We start from the raw sequence: 20815 nt of genomic DNA, 5'->3' as shown, positions 1-20815 counted from the left end.
AAATTCTCCGGCGCTTTCCGCTTTTCGGTCGGGCTGACAGGATTTGAACCTGCGACCCCTTGACCCCCAGTCAAGTGCGCTACCAAGCTGCGCTACAGCCCGCTGGTTCCGCCGTTCTCCGCTGAACTCAACCCGAAGGTTTTCATCAGCAGTCCGGCCGAACCACCTAGAAGAGCTTACACGATCCGGAAGGGTGCCTGTGACACTTTCCGGCGATCGGCTCGAAGGTGTGTCGCAATTAACGCTTCCGGCCGCGCTTCTCGCGCACGCGCATGCTGACCTCAATTGGCGTGCCCTCGAATCCGAAGGTTTCGCGCAGCCGGCGCGTGATGAACCGGCGGTACCCGGGGTCCAGGAATCCGGTAGTGAACAGCACGAACTTCGGCGGCCGGCTGGACGCCTGGGTGCCAAAGAGGATGCGCGGCTGCTTGCCACCGCGGACCGGGTGCGGATGCGCGGCCACGAGCTCCCCGAGGAAGGCATTCAGGCGCCCGGTGGCAATGCGCCGGTCCCAGTTCTCCAGGGCCAGGTCCAGCGCAGGAACCAGGCGGTCCTTGTGCCAGCCGGTCTTTGCCGAGATGTTGACGCGCGGCGCCCAGTCGACGTGTGCCAGGTCCTGCTCGATCTCGCGCTCCAGGTAGCGGCGGCGTTCGTCATCGAGCAGGTCCCACTTGTTGAAGGCCAGGACCAGGGCGCGCCCGGACTCGATGGCCAGCTGAAGGATGCGCACGTCCTGTTCGCTGAGGACCTCGTCCACTGCGAGGAGCACGACGGCGACCTCCGCCTTCTCGAGCGCGGCCTGCGTCCGGAGGGAGGCATAGTAGTCCGCACCCTGCGCCATGTGCTGGCGGCGACGGATGCCGGCGGTGTCCACGAAACGCCAGGTGCGGCCACCGAGCTCGATAAATTCGTCCACGGGGTCGCGGGTGGTGCCTGCGGTGTTGTCCACCACCACGCGTTCGGATCCCGCGAGCTTGTTCAGCAGCGAGGACTTGCCTACGTTCGGGCGTCCAATCAGGGCGATGCGGCGCGGACCGCCGGAGCGTTCCACACCCTCAACGGTGGAGAACTCGGGCAGGACGTCCATGACGTGGTCCAGGAGGTCGGCCACGCCGCGGCCGTGGAGGGCCGACACCGGGTAAGGCTCGCCGAAGCCAAGGCCCCAGAGTGCTGCGCTGTCGGCTTCCTGGGCAAAGTCGTCCACTTTGTTGGCCACCATGATGACCGGCTTCTTGCTGCGGCGCAGCATCTTCATGACGCCTTCATCCGTGGCCGTAGCACCGACGGCGGAGTCCACCACGAACAGCACGGCGTCGGCGAGTTCCACTGCCATCTCGGCCTGTTCGGCAACGCGGGCGTGGATGCCGCGGGCGTCATGCTCCCACCCGCCGGTGTCCACCAGGGTGAAGTTGCGGCCGTTCCAGTGCGCCGAGTACATGACGCGGTCGCGGGTAACGCCCGGGGTGTCCTCCACCACTGCTTCCCGGCGGCCCAGAATGCGGTTTACCAGGGTGGACTTGCCCACGTTCGGCCGGCCGATGATGGCCAGGACGGGATCCAGCTTGAGGGGGCCCTCAAAGTCCTCGTCGCCGTACTCGCCGCTCAGCAGGGCGGCGTCGTCCTCGTCAAGCTCGTAATCCTCCAGGCCGGCCCGGAGGGAAGCGGCACGCAACTCCGCTTCGTCGTCGTCAATGGCTGCCAGCCGCTCGGCAACCTGGTCGGTGCCTGTGGGCCTGTAGTCGTCGTCGGCGCCGGAATGCCCGGAAGTCTGGGTGGTGTCGCTCATTGCAAGTCCTTTGTGGTCATCTGCCGGCGTCCCCGGCTACTGCTGTCAAGTCTTTGTGGTCAGCATTGGGCAGTGGCTGCCCGCTGACCTGGATCGTGTCCTGGACGTGCCCTGCCAGCGCTGCACGGATCTCCTGCGCCGCCCTGTCCATTGAAGCACGCCCGGTTTCGCCGGCCCGGCGGGCCAGGGTGAGGGCGGAGCCGAAGCTGACGTGGAAGCGCCGCCCGGGCCGCGGAACGAAGTCCAGGTGTTCATCGCCCTGGCGTGTTCCCAGGATGGCGACCGGCACTACTGGCGCCCCGCTGTTCAATGCCAGCCAGGCCACGCCGCCGTTGATGTCCGCGGCTGCCCCGCTCCCCCGCGTCCCTTCAGGAAGGATTCCGACGCAGCGCCCGGCGTCGAGCACGTCCCTGCAGCGCTGCAGCGCTGCGCGGTCGCCGCGCCGGTCCACCGGAAGCTGCCCGGAGGCGGTGAGCACCCGGCCCAGGAATCCTTTGAACATCTCCTGTTTAACCAGGATATGCATGGGGCGCGGCGCCGCGCCGAACATCACGGGCCCGTCAAGGAAGCTGATGTGGTTGGCCGCGAAGATCACCGGCCCGCCGGTGGGTACGTTGCTCCTGCCGGTCACGGTGGTCCGGTAGACCAGATGGTCGAGGATCCACCCCACCGGCCTGCTCCACGCCATGGTCAGGCCGGATGGAAGGGCGGCCGCGGGCTCAGTCACGGTTGAGGACCTTGGTGACGATCACCAGGGCGGCGTCCACGGTCTGCTCGAAATCCAGGTCCGAGGAGTCCAGGGTGACCACGCCGTCGGCCGCCTTGGTGAAATTCACCACGGTCGAGTCCTTGGCGTCCCTGCGGGTTACCTGGGCCGCGAGCTGCTCGGCGTTTTGCGTGCCGCCCAGCTGGATGCCCCGCCGGCGCAGCCGTGCTTCCTCGCTGGCCGTGAGGAGCATTCGTACCTCAGCCCCGGGCGCGACGACGGTGGTGATGTCCCTGCCTTCCACCACCATGCGGCGGTGGTGCTTTTCGATGAGTTCGCGCTGCCGGCGGATCAGTTCAGTCCGGGCACCGAGGGTGGTGGCAACGGCACTGACGGCGGACGAGATGGCCGGCTCACGGATGGCATCCGTAACGTCCACGCCACCCACCCGGACGTACTCATCCTGCGGGCTGGTGCTCACTTCCAGGACGAAGTCCCTGGATGCCTGCTCGACGGCGGGTGTGTCGTCAAGGTCGATGCCTTCGGTCACGCAGTACCAGGTCAGGGCACGGTACATCGCGCCGGTGTCCAGGTATGCCAGCCGGAGCCGGCGGGCAACTTCCTTGCTCACGCTGGATTTGCCGGAGCCGGAAGGCCCGTCGATGGCGACCACCAGGGGCCGCCCAATGCGCAACGCGCGCATGGTTTCGAGGAGTTCCTGTGTCATTACTGAAGTACCCGCCATCCGCGGTCGTTGAGAGCTTCGATCAGGTGGTCGTGCTTGTTCGGCAATACAGACAATTCCACCATGCCCACGTTCTGTCCGGAGGAATGGTCCAGCCGAAGGTCTTCGACGTTGACGCCGATTTCACCGATTTCGGTGAGCAGCTGCGCGATCTGGCCGGGCTTGTCGTCCACCAGGACGGTGAGCCAGGAGTATGCCTGCGGCGGGCCGCCGTGCTTGCCGGGGATCCGGGCCTGGCCTGCGTTGCCCTCGCTGATCAGCTGCGCCAGGTCCAGCCTGGCGCCCGGTGCGGAGGGGTGCTCCAGTGTGCCGATCAGGCGGTTCAAGTCCTCGCGGACGCCGTAGAGGATCTGGACCACTTTGGCCGCGTTGCCGCCCAGGATCTGCACCCATAGCGTGGGATCGCTGGCCGCGATCCGCGTGACATCGCGCAGGCCGTTGCCGGCCAGCGACAGCGCATGCAGCGGCGTCCCCTGCAGGCGGCTGGCCAGCAGGGATGACATGACCTGCGGCAGGTGCGACACCAGTGCCACGGCTTCATCGTGTTCGTCCGCGCTGAACTGCGACACTACCGCGCCCAAATCGGAGGCAAGCGAACGGGCCACCTGCAGGGCACTGCCTGAGGTTTCCTCCGAGGGGCAGAGCACCCACGGCATGGACGTGAACAGCTCGCCGCGCGCCGCCACGGGCCCTGACTTTTCCCGGCCGGCCATCGGGTGGGTGCCCACGTACCGCGAGAGGTCGGCGCCGAGGCTGCGAAGCCGCGACTGGATATCCGCCTTGACGCTGGCAATGTCCACCACGACGGACTCGGGGTAGTCAGCCAGTGCCCGGCAGACGACGTCGGCCGTCACGTCCGGCGGGGCAGCAACCACCACCAGTTGGGGCGTGCCGCCCAGCTCCGCCAAGGGGCGGCCCGCACCGATGTCCACAGCCACGGCCTGGTTGGTGGGCGACGGGTCGGAAAGGAACACGGGCACGCCGCGCCCCCGGAGGCCCAGCCCGATGCTGGTGCCCAGCAGTCCGGTACCAATGACCACCACCGGGCCATCCAGGTGGCCGCGGCCCTGGCTTTTGAACGCGGACATGCGTCAGAGCCCTACGGATGCCAGCAGGTGGCCGACTTCCTGCTTGCCGAGGTTGCGGATGCTGCCCTGGCGCTGGTCGCCGAGGCCGATCGGGCCCACCTTGACCCGCACGAGCCGCTGGACCGGGAAGCCGACCGCATCGAACATGCGGCGCACGATGCGGTTCTTGCCGGAGTGGAGCACAACTTCGATCAGCACGTGGCCGGGGGTGGAATCCACCAGGCGGAAGGAGTCGACGGCGGCCATGCCGTCTTCCAGTTCGACGCCGGACTTCAGCTGGGCGCCGACGCCCTGCGGGAACGGCCCCCGAACCTGCACCAGGTAGGTCTTGGGCACCTCGTAGGACGGGTGGGTCAGCCGGTTGGCCAGTTCGCCGTCGTTGGTCAGCAGCAGCAGGCCCTCGGTGGCGACGTCGAGCCGACCCACGTGGAAGAGACGTTCACCCGTGTTCTTGTTGTTCTTGAGGAAATCGCTGATGCAGGGCCGGCCCTCGGGGTCCTCCATGGTAGACACCACGCCCTTGGGCTTGTTGAACACCATGTACACCAGGTTTTCGTCCAGCTGGATCCGCAGGCCGTCAACGTGGATCACTGCGGTCTTGGGATCAACGCGGACACCGAGTTCGGTGACAACCTGGCCGTCTACCTCAACGCGGCCCTCGGCGATCATTTCCTCGCAGACGCGCCGGGAGGCGACTCCTGCGGAGGCCATGACCTTCTGCAGGCGCACGCCGTCGGCGTCGTGGAGTTCGGACTGGGGAACATTGCCGCGGGGGTGCTTCTTCCGGGCCGGCTTACGGACCGGGCCAAGGTTCTGGCCGAAGCGTTCGCTGCCGAACGCGCGGGAAGCTGCCGCTCCGGGCGCGCCGGTGCGCGGCTTGGGCTTGGGCGCGCCGGGAGTTCCGGGAGCCTTTTTGGCGCCGGGCTTCCTGGCGGCAGGCTTGCGCGACGACGGCTTGGCACTCCTGGCGCCCTCGGCGCCGCGTTCGGGCTGGTTCCCGGCGAGGTCGGGGTCGATGAAGCGTTCCTCGCGCGGTTTTGGAGCGCGGTGCGGACGGTCGCCGCCGAACCCTGCAGCACGTTTTCCTGTGCCGCCGCGGGAGCCCCCGCTGAAGCTGCCTCCCTGTGAGTTGCGCTGCTGGGAATTGCTGCGTTCGTTCCCGCCGCGTCCCGAACCGTTACGTGGTGAACCCTGGCGTCCCGCCTGTGTCATGACCCGTCCTTCAATGTGTTTTGGCCGGCAGCGATGTCCAAGGACAACCCTAGCCAGCCGTGCAGACTTCGTCTGCCCTGATAACTAAACCTGTAAATAATTGTTGCGGGCAGGGTGCCCTGCCTACATGGTTTCGGCGTCGTAGAACTCGGCGATTCCGTCGAGCCCCGGAAGGTGCGGCGAGAGCTGGGGCAAGTCCTCAACCGAACTGATTCCCATCCGCTCGAGGAAATAGGAGGTAGTCCGGTACAGGATTGCGCCGGACTCGGGATCCGTTCCCGAGTCCTCAATCAGCCCGCGCTGGGTGAGCGTCCGTACGACGGAGTCAACATTGACGCCGCGAATTGCAGACACACGTGCACGGGAGACAGGCTGCCGGTATGCGATGACTGCCAGTGTTTCCAACGCCGCCTGGGTGAGCCTGGCTGTCTGTCCTTCCAGCACATATTTGCCAACAATGTCGGCAAATTCAGTACGGGAGTAGATCCGCCAGCCACCAGCGATGTTCCGCAATTCAAAACCCCGGGGGCTGGAACCGATACCAGCGTGGCTGGCACTATCCATCTCCGGGGCTTTAACAGTATAGCCGTCATACTCACGCTGCAGTTCGGCCAGAAGAGAACGGACTGACTGGACCGTCAAGCCAAGCCCTGCTGCCAGTTCTTCCTCGTTGGCGGGTTGGTCCAGGACCATGAGCACCGCCTCGAGGGCGGCCTTGGCACCGCCGGGAAGATGGTCAAAGTCCGTGCCGTGGCCGGGGTCCTCCTGCTGCTCCGACTCCTGTGGCTGCCTGTCCTGCCATGGCGGGTTCACGGTTGCTCCTCATATTCTTCGCTTAGATTGTCCGCTGACCAGTCCCGGCCTTCGGCCGTCCAGTGGATGGCAAGCTCCGCCAGCGGTGACAACTGGTCGAATGCGACTGCCCGGTCCCGGAACAGTTCCAGGAGGGCCAGGAACCGGGCCACCACCACCAGGGTGGAGCCGGCGTCGGCAATCAGCGACCGGAACGTCATCGGTGACTCCTGCTGGAGCCTGAGCCCCAGCAGTTCCGCCTGCTCCTTGACGCTGACGTTGCTGCCATGCAGGTGGCCAAGTCCCACCTGCGGTGGCTGCGCCGGCGCCTTGGGCCGGAGCGCGGCTTCAGCCAGCGCCGCAAACTGCTGGGGCGTGTGTTTCCAGACCAGTTCGGGCAGCATCGCCGCGAAGTGTTCTTCCAGTGCCACTTGCCGGGGAAAACGGCTGCCTTCCTGGTCCAGGGTCTCACCGAGGATGCCTGCCACCTGCTTGAAGGCCTTGTACTGAAGCAACCGGGCGAACAGGAGGTCCCGAGCCTCCAGCAGGGCGATATCCTCGTCGTCCTCGACTTCACCTGCAGGGAGGAGCCGCGCCGCTTTGAGGTCAAGCAGGGTGGCGGCAATCACCAGGAACTCGCTTGCCTCGTCCAGGGCCCATTCTTCACCGAGCTGCTGCAGCTTCCGGATGTACTTGATGAACTCATCGGTGACCGTGGCGATGGCCACTTCGGTGATGTCCAGCTGGTGCTTGGCAATCAGTCCCAGGAGGAGATCGAAGGGACCCGTGAAGTTGGCCAGCCGCACCTCAAAGCCGGGCTTGGATTCGGCCACGGCGTGGTTAGGGTGCGCCGCCGCGGGAGATCAGCTCCTTGGCGAGCCGGCGGTAGGCGTCAGCCCCCACGTGGTTTCCGGCATAGCTGGTGATGGGCTCGGCAGCCACGGTGGCATCCGCGAACTTGATGGAGCGCTTGATCACGGTCTCGAAGACCTTGTCACCGAACGCCTCCACCAGCCGGGTAATCACTTCGCGGCTGTGCAGGGTCCGGGCGTCGTACATGGTGGCCAGCACGCCGTCCACTTGCAGCCGCGGGTTCAGGCGGTCCTGCACCTTGTCGATGGTTTCCACGAGGAGTGCCACGGCGCGGAGGGCAAAGAACTCGCAAATGAGCGGGATGATCACGCCGTGGGCTGCTGTCAGTGCGTTGACCGTCAGGAGCCCCAGGGACGGCTGGCAGTCGATCAGGACGACGTCGTAATCGTCTTCGACTTTCTTCAGCGCACGGTCCAGGACCTGTTCACGCGCCACCTCGTTGACCAGCTGCACTTCGGCGGCCGAGAGGTCGATGTTGGCCGGCAGCAGGTCGACGTTATCGACGCCGGTCTGGTGGATGGCGTCGCGGATGTCCACCTTGCGGTCCATGAGCACGTTGTACACGGTGAGGTCCAGCTCATGCGGGTTGACGCCCAGGCCGGCGGACAGCGCGCCCTGGGGGTCGAAGTCCACCAGCAGGACACGGCGGCCGTACTCCGCAAGGGCCGCAGCGAGATTGATGGTGGAGGTGGTCTTCCCCACGCCGCCCTTCTGGTTAACCATGGCGATGACACGGGCCGGACCGTGGGAGGACAGCGGCGCGGGTTCCGGGAACTCGCGGTATGGGCGCCCGGTGGGCCCCATCACCGCGTTCTCGAGGTCGAATTCCGTGCCCTCCAGAGTTGCTGAACCCTGTTCGCTGCTCACGTATCTGTCCACACTTTCGATGACGGTGATTTCCTGCCGCCGGCTTGCCGGCGGCGTTCGTTCTGCTCCCTACGTTACAGCGCCCGACACGGTATTCGAGGGAACTTGACTTTCTGCGAATGTTGAGCCTTGACCCTCTAGCTGAGGTCGAAGGTTGAGTCCGCAGCGAACGAAAAACCGCCCCCGCAGGCAGGCTGCGGGGGCGGTTTCGCGTGGGTGTCGGGCCGGAGGCTAGGCCTTGGCTGCCTCGCGGGCGCCTTCTTCCTTCGGCGCCATTTCGCCGTGTCCGGCGATCATGGTCTGCTCGTCGAAGGGTACTTCGCCGGAGAGGACCCGGGAGACCTGTCCCCCGTCGATCTCCTTGACCCAGGTGCCCACCAGGACCGTGGCCACGGCGTTGCCGGTGAAGTTGGTCAAGGCGCGGGCCTCGGACATGAAGCGGTCGATGCCTACGATCATGCCCACGCCGCCCAGCAGTTCCGGCCGGTGGGCCTGCAGGCCTGCGGCCAGGGTGGCGAGGCCGGCGCCGGTGACACCGGCGGCGCCCTTGGAGGCGATGATCATAAAGACCAGCAGCGAGATCTGGGCGCCGAGGTCCAGCGGGGTGCCCATGGCGTTGGCCACGAAGAGGGAGGCCATGGTCAGGTAGATGGCCGTGCCGTCAAGGTTGAAGGAGTAGCCGGTGGGAACGGTGACGCCGACGACGGGCTTGGAGACACCCAGGTGCTCCATCTTGGCGATCAGCCGCGGGAGGGCGGCCTCGGAGGACGAGGTGGAGAAGATGATGAGGTATTCACGGGCCAGGTACTTCATGAGCTTGAAGATGTTCACTCCGGCAACCACCTGGAGCAGGCCGCCCAGGATGACCACGATGAACAGCGCGCAGGTGATGTAGAAGGCGACCATCAGGGTGAACATGCTCACGATGGCCTGGACGCCGGTTGCACCGACGACGGCGGCGATGGCACCGAAGGCGCCGACCGGGGCGAGCCACATGATCATGATGAGGATGCGGAACACCAGTGCCTGGCCGTGGCCGATCGCCTTGAGGATCGGAGCGCCCTGGGCGCCCATCTTCTGCAGCGCGAAGCCAACCAGGATTGCTGCCAGCAGCGTCGGCAGCACGGGGATATCGCCGGGAATGATGCCCAGCAGGAAGTCAACGGTGCTGTCCGTGGCAGCCTTCTTGTTGGGATCGTAGGGCGTGAGCTTCAGGCCCTCACCCGGGTGGATCAGGTTGCCCACCACCAGGCCGATGGCCAGGGCGAAAGTGGACATGATGATGAAGTAGCCCAGCGCCAGGCCGCCTACTTTGCCGACGGTCGCTGCCTTGGCAATTGAGCCGATGCCCAGGACGATGGTGCAGAAGATGACCGGAGCGATCATCATCTTGATGAGCTTGACGAAGCCGTCGCCCAGGGGCTTGAGGGACTTGCCCACCTCCGGGAAGATCAAGCCGACCAGCGCGCCCAGAATGACGGCGGCGATGACGGCGATGTAGAGGTAATGGGACTTGTCCAGTCCCTTGCGCCGCGGTGTCGCGGTCTCGAGCGACTCTCCTCGTTGAGAAGCCATGTGTGTCTCCTTGTGGATATTCTGATAGACGCTGCGGCGCAGTCTCTGGGCTCAACACGTCCTTGCAATGTGATACCCATCATTCGGCACCCCGTGATCCAGCTCACCGTTGCGTTCATATTGGTCGCGCACCCGCAAAGGTCGGATGGGAGGTCCGCATGATCCACCGCTGGAGCATTGCCCGCCGGCTTTTCCTGGCGAACCTGCTGATTGTCGTCTCGTTCATCGCCATTGTCGGGACGGCAGCCTATGTCGACGCGCGGGACCGCACGTATGACGAAGCGGGCCGCCGCATGGAAGGGGTGGCCGCGTCCATCGCAGCCAATCCCCTGGTGCTGCAGGCCGCGGCGACGCCGGACCCGTCCATCCTCCTGCAGCCCTACGCCAGGGATGTGTCTTCCGCTGCCCACGTCGACTTCATCACCATCATGTCTCCTGACCGGACCCGTTGGACGCACCCGCGGGATGAGGAACTGGGCCGCCCCTACATCGGCTCCATCGACGCCGCCCTGCGCGGCCAGGCGTTTACCGAGGTCACAGCAGGGACCCTGGGTCCCTCCGTCCGGACCATCGTTCCGGTCAAGGACTCCGCGGGCGCGGTCAAGGCGCTGGTGGCTGCAGGGGTTACCGTCCGCAACGTCGACGTCGCCCTCGCCGGCCGCCTGCCGGTCCTGCTGGCCGTGGGCATTGCCCTCCTGTTGGGCGGTTCGCTGGCATCCTGGCTGCTGGGCCGGTACCTGCGGCAGGTGACCCGCGGCTGGGGACCTGAACAGCTGGCGCAACTGTTCGCCTACTACGAATCGGTCCTGCACTCAGTCCGCGAGGGCCTCATTCTGGTTGACGCCAGGAAGCGTGTGGTGATGTACAACGACCAGGCTGCCGAATTGCTGGGCCTGCCGGAAACCGGCAGCAATGATCCCACCCAGCCTCCCTCGCTGGCGGACCTGCCCCTGGACGCCGAACTGCGCAGCCTGTTCGAATCCGGACGCGCTACCAAGGACGAGATGGTCCTGACCGGCTCCCGGGTGCTGGTGGTGAACCAGGGCAAGGCACGGGGCCCCGAATCCCGCGGCTCACGGGGGAAAGTTCCGGTATACGGAACAGTGGCCACCCTTCGGGACCGGACCGAGATCGAAGCGCTGGGCAACGAACTGCAAACCATGCGGACCCTTTCCGACGCTCTCCGGGCGCAAACCCATGAGCACGCCAACAGGCTCCACACCATGGTTTCGCTCCTGGAACTTGGCCGTACCGGGGAGGCCCTGGACTTCGCCACCCAGGACCTGGCACTGAGCCAGCAGTTGACGGATGACATGGTGAGCTCCATCGATGAACCCGTGGTGGCGGCACTGGTCATGGGCAAGGTGGCCGAGGCCCACGAGCGCGGCGTCCAGCTGGAACTGTCCACCCTCGGTTCGGGCGCTGCCGCAGGCATTGCCGTGCAGGACCTGGTGACTATCTTGGGCAACCTGCTGGACAACGCGATTGACGCTGCCGCGGATGCACCGCCGCCGCGGCGTGTGGTGCTGACCCTGGAGGCGGACGACGAGGGACTCGACGTCGCCGTCAACGATTCGGGGACACCGATCAGCGGTGAGGATGCAGAGAAGATTTTCCGGCACGGATTCAGCACGAAGCCGGCGGGAACCGGCGGCCGGGGCATCGGCCTGGCACTGGTCCGGCAGGCTGTGCAGCGCTTGGGCGGTACGCTGGCCATCAACGGCCGGCGTGGCGCCAAGTTCGAAGTATTCCTGCCCGCAGCGGTTCCCGCGGAGAAGGAGCACAGACAGTGAGCAATATCCGGGTCCTCGTCGTCGAAGACGAGGCCATCGCGTCGGCAGCACATGCAGCATATGTGGGCCGGCTGGAAGGATTCGAGCTCGCCGGAACGGCCCCGGACGGACAGTCCGCCCTGCGGCTTCTGACCGAATTCGTGGCGGCCGGCGAGCCGGTGGAGCTGGTCCTGCTGGACATGAACCTGCCCGACCTGCACGGCCTGGACATTGCCCGGCGGATGCGTTCAGCGGGAATCCTCGCGGACATTATTGCCATTACCGCTGTCCGTGAGCTGGCGATTGTCCGCAGCGCCGTGGCCATCGGTGTGGTCCAGTACCTGATCAAGCCCTTCACGTTCGCCACGTTCTCCGACAAGCTGGAGAACTACCGCCAGTTCCGCATGCAGCTGGCCGGTTCCAGTGCGGGCGCCGGCAAGGGCGGCACTTCCCAGAGCGAGGTTGACCGGGCTTTTGCCAGCCTCCGGGCTCCGTCTGAACTCCCGCTTCCCAAGGGCCTCTCCACCTCGACCCTCGGCTCGGTGCAGGAGTTCCTCCGCCAACAGCCGGAGGCAGTGTCTGCCACCGAAGTCATGGATGCCCTGGGCATGTCCCGCGTAACCGCCCGGCGCTACCTTGAGTACCTCGCCGACGCCGGCACCGTTTCCCGGACCGCCCGCTACGGAACGCCGGGCAGGCCGGAAAACGAGTACCGCTGGAACGCCCGCTGACGTGCCCGTGGCTGGACGTTCCAGCCACAAGTGTCAGCCGGCCTGGGCCCTGCCGACCCGAAGCACTCCGGCCAGCTGGTCAATGACCCCTGGATCTTCAATGGTGGAGGGCACCGTGTATTCCTCGCCATCGGCTATCTGGCGCATGGTCTTGCGCAGGATCTTCCCGGAGCGCGTCTTGGGCAGGGCGTCCACCACCGTCACGTGCTTGAAGTCCGCGACAGCGCCGATATCCCGGCGGACCAGTGCCACCAGGTCCTTGGCCAGAACCTCTTCAGGGATGTCGACCCCGGATTTGAGCACCACGTAGCCACTGGGCCGCTGGCCCTTCAGAGGGTCCGCGAGGCCGATGACGGCACATTCGGCAACCGCCGGGTGCTGCCCGATGACTTGTTCCATGGCGCCGGTGGACAGCCGGTGGCCGGCGACGTTGATGATGTCGTCGGTGCGGCCCATGACGAACAGGTAGCCGTCCTCATCGCGATATCCGGAGTCGCCCGTCGCGTAGCAGCCCTCAAAGGCCTGCAGGTAGGAGGAGACGAACCGTTCATCGTTCCCCCACAGAGTGGTTAGTGTTCCCGGTGGCAGCGGCAGGCCCAGCACGATGTTGCCCTCGGTCCCGGACTCCACCTCCCCGCCCGCGCCGTCGAGGATCTGCAGCCGGAAACCAGGCATCGGAACGCTTGGGGAGCCGGCCTTGATGGGAAGCCGCTCCAGCCCGCGCGGGTTGGCACAGATGGCCCAGCCGGTTTCGGTCTGCCACCAGTGGTCCACCACCGGCACGCCGAGGACCCGGGATGCCCAGTGGAAGGTGTCCGTGTCCAGCCGCTCACCGGCCGTGAAAAGCGTCCGCAGGCTGGAGACGTCATAGTCCGCCAGCAGCGACGCTTCCGGATCGGCCTTGCGGATGGCCCGCAGTGCCGTGGGGGCGGTAAAGAGCACGTTGACCTTGTGGTCCTGGACCACCCGCCAGAATGCACCGGCGTCCGGCGTTCCCACCGGCTTGCCTTCGTACATCACGGTGGTGGCACCGGCCAGCAGCGGGCCATACACGATGTACGAGTGCCCCACCACCCAGCCGACATCGGAGGCGGTCCACATCACGTCCCCGGGACCGACGTCGTAGATATTTTCCAGCGTCCAGCGCAGGGCGACGGCGTGGCCACCGTTGTCCCGCACCACCCCCTTGGGCGTGCCGGTGGTGCCGGAAGTGTAAAGGATGTAGAGCGGGTCCGTGGCTTTCACATCGACAGGGCCAGCCGGCTGGGCGGATGCCATTGCTGCGTCCCAGTCCAGCCAGCCGGCGTGGTCCGCCGCCGTTGACGCAAATCCGTCGCGCGCTTTGACCAGTACGGGAAGGTCCCCCGCGCCCGCCAGCTCAAGTGCCTCGGCGACGGCCGGGAGGTACTCGATGCGTCGGGAGGGTTCGATCCCGCCCGAAGCGGTGACCACTGCCGCAGGTGCCGCATCCCTGATCCGGGCCGCAAGCTCCTTGGGCGCAAAGCCGCCGAACACCACGGAGTGGACCGCGCCCAGCCTGGCGGTGGCGAGCATGGCAATGGCCGCTTCCGGGATCATCGGCATATAGATCACCACCCGGTCACCCTTGCCTACGCCATTGCCGCGCAGCACACCGGCAAATCGCGCCACGAGGTCCGTGAGTTCTGAGTAGGTATAGCGCTGCTGTGTTCCCAGCATGGCGGAGTCATGGATCAGGGCGTCCTGCCCTCCGCGGCCCTCGGCAACATGCCGGTCCAGCGCGTTGTAGCAGGTGTTCAGGACGCCGTCCGGAAACCAGCTGTACAGCGGCGCCCGGCCGGCGTCCAGTGCTTGGCTTGGAGGAGAAGTCCAGGAGATCTTTTGCGCTGCCTCCAGCCAGAAATCTTCGGGCTGTTCAACGCTGCGCCGGTAGCTGTCCCGGTAGCTGTTGGTGACCATGAGGTAATCCCGTCCACGACGTTGTGATGCAGCTCATGCTAGTGGCAATGCAGGCCAGCCTACAAGGGCCTTGTATACATAGGTACTGTTTTTTGGCGATGAACGGAAAGAACGCTGTTATTCCCCCGCCGTTCTGTATACACTGATCCAGTTATCGAGGAAGGAGGACGCCATGCGCGCCAGCGACAAGGCGTACGCCGCCCTGCGCGACGACATCATCGAATGGCGCCTGGCGCCCGGAACCGTCCTTGCCGAAGTGGAACAGTCCGAACGCCTGGGCGTCTCGCGCACACCGCTGCGGGAAGCGCTGGGGCGCCTCACAGCGGAAGGGCTGACGACGGCGGGCGGCCGCGGCGTCGTCGTTACGGACATTTCCCTGGAGGACATCGATGAGCTCTTCGAACTCCGCGAAACACTTGAGGGCAGGGCCGCAGCGTTGGCCGCCCGGCGCGGCGACGCCGCAACGTTCCAGCGCCTGCAGCACGAGCTGCTCCGGGCCCCCGAGTTGATCAGCGGCGGCGAGCCCGGCCTCCATGACTACTACCAATTGGTGGGGCGGCTGGACACCGCCATCGACGCAGCCATCTCCAATTCCTACCTGGCCCAGGCCATGCGCAGCCTGCGCGTCCACCTGGTCCGGATCCGGCGGCTGGCAGCCGACGACGCTCGCCGCCTCACCGCCGCAGCCGCAGAACACGCGGCCATCGCTGAGGCCATTGCGGCCGGCAACCCGAAGCTCGCCGAGGCGGCCACCATCGTCCATCTGCACCGAAGCCTCTCCCACGTCAAAGCAACCCACGCATCCCACCCAAAGGAGCATCATGGTTAAGGAACACCACGTCCGCGTCTACAAGAGCGAAGAGAACCTCCCCCGCGAGGACCAGCTCGCCTACAAGATCGCCCAGGTGGCAGCGGACCCCGTCGCCGTCTCCGATGAGGTGACTGACATGGTGATCAACCGCATCATCGACAACGCCTCGGTTGCCATCGCCTCCCTGAACCGGGCTCCCATCGTCGCGGCCCGTGCACAGGCACTCACCCACGGCCCAAGCACCGGTGGCCAGGGCTCCAAGGTGTTCGGCATCGAGGAGCGGGTGGCACCGGAATGGGCTGCCTGGGCCAACGGCGTGGCCGTCCGCGAGCTGGACTACCACGACACCTTCCTCGCCGCCGAGTACTCCCACCCGGGCGACAACATCCCGCCGATCCTGGCCGTCGCCCAGCACGTTGGCTCCAGCGGCCACGATCTGATCCGCGGCATCGCCACCGGCTACGAAATCCAGGTCAACCTGGTCAAGGCCATCTGCCTGCACAAGCACAAGATCGACCACGTCGCCCACCTGGGCCCCTCCGCCGCCGCCGGCATCGGCACCCTGCTGGGCCTCGATGTGGAAACCATTTTCCAGTCGGTGGGCCAGGCGCTGCACACCACCACCGCCACCCGGCAGTCCCGCAAGGGCGAAATCTCCACCTGGAAGGCCCATGCCCCGGCCTTTGCCGGAAAGATGGCCATCGAATCCGCGGACCGGGCCATGCGCGGCCAGACCTCCCCCGTGCCCATCTACGAGGGCGAAGACGGCGTTATCGCGTGGATGCTGGACGGGCCGGACGCGTCCTACATGGTCCCGCTCCCCACCCCCGGCGAAGCCAAGCGCGCCATCCTGGACACCTACACCAAGGAACACTCCGCCGAATACCAGGCCCAGGCCTGGATCGACCTGGCCCGCAAGCTGCACCGTGAGCACCCGGAGGTGACCGACCCCGCCAACGTGGAATCCGTGCTGATCAAGACCAGCCACCACACGCATTACGTGATCGGCTCCGGCGCCAACGACCCCCAGAAATACAGCCCCACCGTCAGCCGGGAAACGCTGGACCACTCCATCCCCTACATCTTCACCGTCGCTCTGCAGGACGGGGCCTGGCACCACGTGGACTCCTACGCGCCGGCACGCGCTGCACGGCCGGACACCGTGGAGCTGTGGCACAAGGTCACCACCGTGGAAGACCCCGAATGGACCCGCCGCTACCACTCCCTGGACATCTCCGAGAAGGCTTTCGGCGGCTCCGTGGAGATCACGCTCAAGGACGGCACCGTCATCACGGACCAGATCGCAGTGGCCGACGCCCACCCGCTGGGTGCCCGCCCCTTCGCACGCGGGCAGTACGTCAACAAGTTCCGCACCCTCGCCGCAGACCTGGTGGAGGAGGCCGAAATCGAAAGGTTCCTTACCGCCGTCGAACGCCTCCCCGAACTCGCAGCCGGCGAACTGGACCAGCTGAACATCACCGCCGCCCCGGGCGTCATCGACCTGGCCGCGGCACCGAAGGGACTCTTCTGATGCTGTACTCCAAGACCACACCGGAGCAGAAGCGAATCCGCTTCCGCGAGCTGCTGTCCTCCGGCACCATCCAGCAGTTCCCCGGCGCGTTCAACCCGCTCTCCGCCCGCTTGATCGAGGAGAAGGGCTTCGCCGGGGTCTACATCTCCGGTGCCGTCCTGGCCAACGACCTGGGCCTGCCGGACATCGGACTGACCACGCTGACCGAGGTGGCCACCCGCGCCGGGCAGATCGCCCGCATGACGGACCTGCCCTCGATCGTGGACGCCGACACCGGCTTCGGTGAGCCCATGAACGTGGCCCGCACCGTGCAGGAACTCGAGAATGCAGGCCTTGCCGGCTGCCACATCGAGGACCAGTTCAACCCGAAGCGCTGCGGCCACCTGGATGGCAAGAACGTGGTGGACCTGGACACCGCCACCAAACGGATCCGTGCCGCCGCAGACGCACGCAGGGACCCGAACTTCCTGATCATGGCCCGGACCGACATCCGTGCCACCGACGGGCTGGAAGCGGCCCAGGACCGGGCAAAGGCCCTGGTTGAGGCCGGAGCGGACGCCATCTTCCCGGAGGCCATGAAGGATCTCAGCGAGTTCCAGGCCATCCGGGACGCCGTGGACGTGCCGATCCTGGCCAACATGACGGAGTTCGGCAAAAGCGACCTGTTCACCGTGGACCAGCTGGCCGGCGTCGGCGTCAACATGATCATCTATCCGGTGACACTGCTCCGTAGTGCCATGGGCGCTGCTGAGCGTACTCTGGAATCGATCAAGTCCGACGGCACCCAGGAGGCACAGGTCCCAAACATGCTGACCCGTGCCCGGCTCTACGACCTCGTCGACTATGAGGCCTACAACCGCTTTGACACCGGGGTGTTCAACTTCCAGATCCCCGGCATCTGACACCCAACCCTGACACCCACCGGAATGCCGGCAGCAGCCGGCCAACGGCTCCAGGAACACAGGCTTTAGGAACAAAGGAGTTTCAGCATGGCTGAAAATGAGATCAAAAAGGGCCTTGCCGGCGTCGTGGTGGACTACACCGCGGTTTCCAAGGTCAACCCGGACACGAACTCGCTGCTGTACCGGGGCTACCCGGTCCAGGAACTGGCCGCCAAGTGCAGCTTCGAGGAAGTGGCCTACCTGCTTTGGAATGGTGAACTTCCCACGCAGGAGCAGTTGGCGGAGTTCACGGCCAGGGAACGCGCCGGCCGCGCCCTGGACCCCGTAGTCAAGCAGGTCATCGACGCCTTGCCGGTCACCTCCCACCCGATGGACGTCTGCCGGACCGCGGCTTCCGTGATGGGCGCCCGGCACCCGCTGGCCGAGGACTCCTCCCGCGACGCGAACATGGCCAAGGCCGTGGACCTGTTCGCGGCCATGCCCGCGGTGGTGGCCTATGACCAGCGCCGCCGCCACGGGCAGGACGTCGTGGAACCCCGGGACGACCTGGGTTACTCCGCGAACTTCCTGTGGATGGCCTTCGGCGAGGAACAGGTCCCGGAAGTGGTGGAGGCCTTCAACGTCTCGATGATCCTGTACGCGGAGCACTCGTTCAACGCTTCCACGTTCACCGCCCGGGTGATTACGTCCACGCTCTCCGATCTTCACTCCGCAGTGACCGGAGCCATTGGTGCCCTCAAGGGTCCGCTGCATGGCGGAGCGAACGAAGCCGTGATGCACACGTTCGACGAGATCGGCATCCGGCAAGAGGAGTCGCTGGAGGAGGCCGCCGCCCGGGCCAAGGCCTGGATGGAAGATGCCCTTGCACAGAAGAAGAAGGTCATGGGCTTCGGCCACCGCGTCTATAAGCACGGCGATTCCCGGGTTCCCACCATGAAGGCGGCCCTGGACAAGATGATTGCCCACTATGGCCGCCCCGAGCTGCTGGGTCTGTACAACGGCCTGGAAACGGCGATGGACGAGGCCAAGGCCATCAAGCCGAACCTCGACTACCCGGCGGGGCCCACGTACCACCTGATGGGTTTCGACACCCCCACGTTCACTCCCCTGTTCGTGGCCAGCCGGATCACGGGCTGGACCGCGCACATCATGGAGCAGCTTGATGCCAACTCGCTGATCAGGCCGCTGAGCGAATACAACGGCGTGGAGGAACGGCACCTTCCATAGCTCCTGGCAGGAAGATTACGACGGCGGGTGGGCACTTTGGTGGCCACCCGCCGTCGGACGTTTAACAGCACGGGCGCTGCCGGACTTACTCCAGGCGGCTTTCGGACGAGGCAACCGACTCGTTGTCGGTGTGCATGGTGACCACCACGTTGATCCGGCCACCTTCCAGCACCACCGGCAGCCAATGGTCCGCGTCCTGCCACATGCGCTCCACCGGCAGGGCCGCAACGCTGAACCATTCGGGCAGGATTTCTTCGCTGGGCTCCGGATCACCCTGCCAGGTGCGCGCCGTGAAAAGCGTGGTCTTCATGTCCCAGTCGGGTCTGGCCGGGAACACGAAGTGCACCGCGCCGGCGTCGGCCAGGGCCGCTTCCTCCAGCACCACCCCGGTTTCCTCCAGGACTTCCCGGATGACGGCCTGGGCGGAGGTCTCCCCCGGCTCCACGTGGCCGCCGATGCCTACAATCTTGCCCCTGCCGAAGCCTGTCTGCTTCAGCCCCAGGAGCACCTCCGTGCCGTTCTCCCCCTCCCGCAGGAGGAAGCAAAGGGTTACTGCCGCTGCAGCCACGCCTATCCCCTAGCCCAGGGCCCGGGGATGGGCGGCGGCGTAAACCTCGCGCAGGGTGTCGGCCGTAACCAGGGTGTACACCTGGGTGGTGGTCACGGACGCGTGGCCCAGCAGTTCCTGCACCACGCGCACGTCGGCGCCCCCTTCGAGCAGGTGGGTGGCAAAGGAGTGCCGCAGCGTGTGCGGCGAGACGTCCCGGGTGATGTTCGCTTTCTCCGCCGCCGCCTTCAGGATGGTCCAGGCGCTTTGCCGGCTGATCCTGCCGCCGCGGGCATTCAGGAACAGCGCCGGGGTGCCCTTTCCCTTGGCGGCGAGCAGTGGCCGGCCGCGGACCAGGTAGGCATCCAGCGCACGTGCGCCGTAGGAGCCCAGCGGAACTATCCGTTCCTTCGATCCCTTGCCGAACAGGCGGACAACGGCCGGTCCGGATTCGGGTTCCGCCAGGGAGATATCGTCCACGTCCAGGCCTACGGCTTCGCTGATCCTCGCGCCGGTGGAGTAGAGGAATTCAAGGAGGGCGCGGTCCCGCAACCCCGTGGCGGTGTCGGTTCCCGCGGCCTCGAGGATACGGGTCACCTCATCGACGCTGATGGCTTTGGGCAGCCGCTTGCCGGCCATCGGCGGGTGGACCTCGCTGGCTGGGTCCGCGGGCGTGTACCCCTCAAGGGCCCAGAACTTGTGCAACCCCCGGACGGCCACCACCGTCCGGGCTGCCGAACGCACTCCAAGGGTGGAACCGCCGTCGGACCCGTCGGAGAGAGCACGGACGTAGCCGGTGACATGCTGCCGGGTGATCTCCTCCGGCCGACTGCACCCGGCAGCGGCCAGGTAGCGGGCGTAGCGGGCCAGGTCGCGGCGGTAGGCCGCCAGGGTGTTCACTGCCAGCCCCCGTTCCACGCCCATGTGCTGGAGGTAGTCAGTGATTCCGCGGTCGATTGCGGGAGGAATGGCCGCCGGGGCCGCATCGGAGGCCGGCGCCGCGGCCGGCGGGACGGACGGTAGTGCTTCAGCCGAAGGACCCGGGACCATCAGCGCTGGCTGGGGTGTGCGGGCCAGGGGGCGTCGGCGGGCCGGAGGTCTTCATAGTTGGCGGCCCGGGCGGCTGCGGCGGCAAGGATCCCGACGACGGCGGACGGGTTGTGCAGGCGGCCGGCCAGTACGGAGGCCACGGCGTCGTCCAGGTTGATCCAGTGGAACTCGATCTCCGCTTCCTCGTCCGTCCGCTCATGGCGTTCGTGGTGCGGCACCTCGGTGAGGTCCCGGGCAAGGTAGATCCGGATGGCCTCGCTGGAGGATCCCGGGGAGTTGAAGACATCAGCCAGCACGTTCCAGGTCCCTGCGGCCAGGTCTGCTTCCTCGGCAAGTTCGCGTGCCGCCCCCACCACGAAGTCTTCGCCTTCGACGTCCAGCAGGCCCGCGGGGACCTCCCAGAGGTCCATTCCCACCGGGTGCCGGTACTGCTTCAGGAGGAGGATCTGGCCTTCGTCGTTCATGGGCAGGATCGCTACAGCGCCGGGATGGTCAATGTAGTCGCGGGTAAGGGGGTCCCCGGACTCCGAGAGCTGGAAGGTGTCGCTGACGACGTCCCAAATCCGGCCCTCATAGACCTTCTCGGAAGACAAGAGACGGCGCGGGCTTGGTGCATCCGAAACCTGCTTGGCAGGGGTGGCTTCAGGTGTACCAGGCATCGC

18 protein-coding genes, 1 tRNA gene and 1 pseudogene are annotated in these 20815 nt (G+C 66.2%); 6 read left to right on the top strand and 14 right to left on the bottom strand.

Annotated elements, in window-relative coordinates; translation table 11 throughout:
* Positions 1-28 precede the first annotated feature (28 nt).
* The 10 genes and pseudogenes from JCQ34_RS07420 to JCQ34_RS07375 form a co-directional block, all read right to left on the bottom strand.
* Positions 29-102: transfer RNA gene (locus JCQ34_RS07420), tRNA-Pro, on the bottom strand.
* Between the two features lie 136 nt (positions 103-238).
* Positions 239-1786 (bottom strand): ribosome biogenesis GTPase Der, encoded by a 1548-nt coding sequence (gene der / locus JCQ34_RS07415; protein WP_286403301.1) that lies wholly within the window; start codon positions 1784-1786, stop codon positions 239-241.
* Between the two features lie 12 nt (positions 1787-1798).
* A pseudogene (locus JCQ34_RS07410) lies at positions 1799-2474 on the bottom strand (lysophospholipid acyltransferase family protein); the annotation flags it as partial.
* 31 nt (positions 2475-2505) lie between these two features.
* Positions 2506-3219, bottom strand: a complete 714-nt coding sequence (cmk, locus tag JCQ34_RS07405) for a (d)CMP kinase (RefSeq protein ID WP_286403298.1) — start codon at positions 3217-3219, stop codon at positions 2506-2508.
* Positions 3219-4325: a prephenate dehydrogenase gene (locus tag JCQ34_RS07400; RefSeq protein WP_286403296.1), complete on the bottom strand. Its 1107-nt coding sequence runs from the start codon at positions 4323-4325 to the stop codon at positions 3219-3221. The genes cmk and JCQ34_RS07400 overlap by 1 nt, the downstream gene beginning before the upstream one ends.
* Before the next feature lie 3 nt (positions 4326-4328).
* Positions 4329-5537, bottom strand: coding sequence for a pseudouridine synthase (locus tag JCQ34_RS07395; RefSeq protein ID WP_286403294.1), 1209 nt, complete (start codon positions 5535-5537; stop codon positions 4329-4331).
* Between the two features lie 123 nt (positions 5538-5660).
* A complete protein-coding gene (gene scpB / locus JCQ34_RS07390) occupies positions 5661-6350 on the bottom strand; it encodes an SMC-Scp complex subunit ScpB (protein ID WP_286403293.1) in 690 nt (229 codons plus the stop codon).
* Complete coding sequence (locus tag JCQ34_RS07385) at positions 6347-7162, bottom strand: segregation and condensation protein A (RefSeq protein ID WP_286403291.1); 816 nt, start codon at positions 7160-7162, stop codon at positions 6347-6349. Before JCQ34_RS07385 ends, scpB begins: the two co-directional genes overlap by 4 nt.
* 7 nt (positions 7163-7169) lie before the next feature.
* Positions 7170-8069 carry a ParA family protein gene (locus JCQ34_RS07380; protein WP_286403289.1) on the bottom strand — a complete coding sequence of 300 codons (900 nt, stop codon included), beginning with the start codon at positions 8067-8069 and terminating at the stop codon, positions 7170-7172.
* Between the two features lie 231 nt (positions 8070-8300).
* Entirely contained in the window at positions 8301-9644 is a 1344-nt protein-coding gene (locus JCQ34_RS07375) for a cation:dicarboxylate symporter family transporter (protein WP_286403288.1), read from the bottom strand.
* A gap of 158 nt (positions 9645-9802) precedes the next feature.
* On the opposite strand from JCQ34_RS07375, the gene JCQ34_RS07370 reads away from it, so the two are divergent.
* Positions 9803-11437 (top strand): sensor histidine kinase, encoded by a 1635-nt coding sequence (locus JCQ34_RS07370; protein ID WP_286403286.1) that lies wholly within the window; start codon positions 9803-9805, stop codon positions 11435-11437.
* Complete coding sequence (locus JCQ34_RS07365) at positions 11434-12147, top strand: response regulator (RefSeq protein ID WP_286403285.1); 714 nt, start codon at positions 11434-11436, stop codon at positions 12145-12147. Before JCQ34_RS07370 ends, JCQ34_RS07365 begins: the two co-directional genes overlap by 4 nt.
* A gap of 33 nt (positions 12148-12180) precedes the next feature.
* On the opposite strand, the gene JCQ34_RS07360 is transcribed toward JCQ34_RS07365, so the two are convergent.
* On the bottom strand, positions 12181-14085 hold the full coding sequence (locus tag JCQ34_RS07360) for a propionyl-CoA synthetase (RefSeq protein ID WP_286403282.1): 1905 nt from the start codon (positions 14083-14085) through the stop codon (positions 12181-12183).
* Between the two features lie 172 nt (positions 14086-14257).
* Between JCQ34_RS07360 and JCQ34_RS07355 the strand changes: the two genes are divergently transcribed.
* From JCQ34_RS07355 to JCQ34_RS07340, 4 genes are all read left to right on the top strand, one after another.
* Positions 14258-14914: a GntR family transcriptional regulator gene (locus JCQ34_RS07355; protein ID WP_286403281.1), complete on the top strand. Its 657-nt coding sequence runs from the start codon at positions 14258-14260 to the stop codon at positions 14912-14914.
* A complete protein-coding gene (locus tag JCQ34_RS07350) occupies positions 14907-16427 on the top strand; it encodes an MmgE/PrpD family protein (protein WP_286403279.1) in 1521 nt (506 codons plus the stop codon). The genes JCQ34_RS07355 and JCQ34_RS07350 overlap by 8 nt, the downstream gene beginning before the upstream one ends.
* Positions 16427-17329, top strand: a complete 903-nt coding sequence (gene prpB / locus JCQ34_RS07345; RefSeq protein WP_286403277.1) for a methylisocitrate lyase — start codon at positions 16427-16429, stop codon at positions 17327-17329. Before JCQ34_RS07350 ends, prpB begins: the two co-directional genes overlap by 1 nt.
* A gap of 87 nt (positions 17330-17416) precedes the next feature.
* Complete coding sequence (locus JCQ34_RS07340) at positions 17417-18556, top strand: bifunctional 2-methylcitrate synthase/citrate synthase (protein ID WP_286403275.1); 1140 nt, start codon at positions 17417-17419, stop codon at positions 18554-18556.
* An 85-nt stretch (positions 18557-18641) separates the two neighbouring features.
* On the opposite strand, the gene JCQ34_RS07335 is transcribed toward JCQ34_RS07340, so the two are convergent.
* Genes JCQ34_RS07335 through JCQ34_RS07325 form a run of 3 tightly spaced genes read right to left on the bottom strand, consistent with a single transcriptional unit; the run spans position 18642 to position 20812 of the window.
* The gene (locus JCQ34_RS07335; protein WP_286403273.1) at positions 18642-19124 is read right to left on the bottom strand and encodes an 8-oxo-dGTP diphosphatase; all 483 of its coding nucleotides are present in this window, start codon (positions 19122-19124) and stop codon (positions 18642-18644) included.
* Positions 19125-19133: 9 nt separating this feature from the next.
* A complete protein-coding gene (gene xerD, locus JCQ34_RS07330) occupies positions 19134-20153 on the bottom strand; it encodes a site-specific tyrosine recombinase XerD (RefSeq protein ID WP_286403271.1) in 1020 nt (339 codons plus the stop codon).
* Positions 20153-20812, bottom strand: coding sequence for an NUDIX domain-containing protein (locus JCQ34_RS07325; RefSeq protein ID WP_286403269.1), 660 nt, complete (start codon positions 20810-20812; stop codon positions 20153-20155). The genes xerD and JCQ34_RS07325 overlap by 1 nt, the downstream gene beginning before the upstream one ends.
* Positions 20813-20815 lie beyond the last annotated feature (3 nt).

Origin of the sequence: Pseudarthrobacter defluvii (assembly GCF_030323865.1) — a bacterium.
GTDB lineage: Bacteria > Actinomycetota > Actinomycetes > Actinomycetales > Micrococcaceae > Arthrobacter > Arthrobacter sedimenti.
The sequence above is the reverse complement of the archived record's forward strand: the minus strand, read 5'-3'. Positions and strand labels throughout refer to the sequence as shown.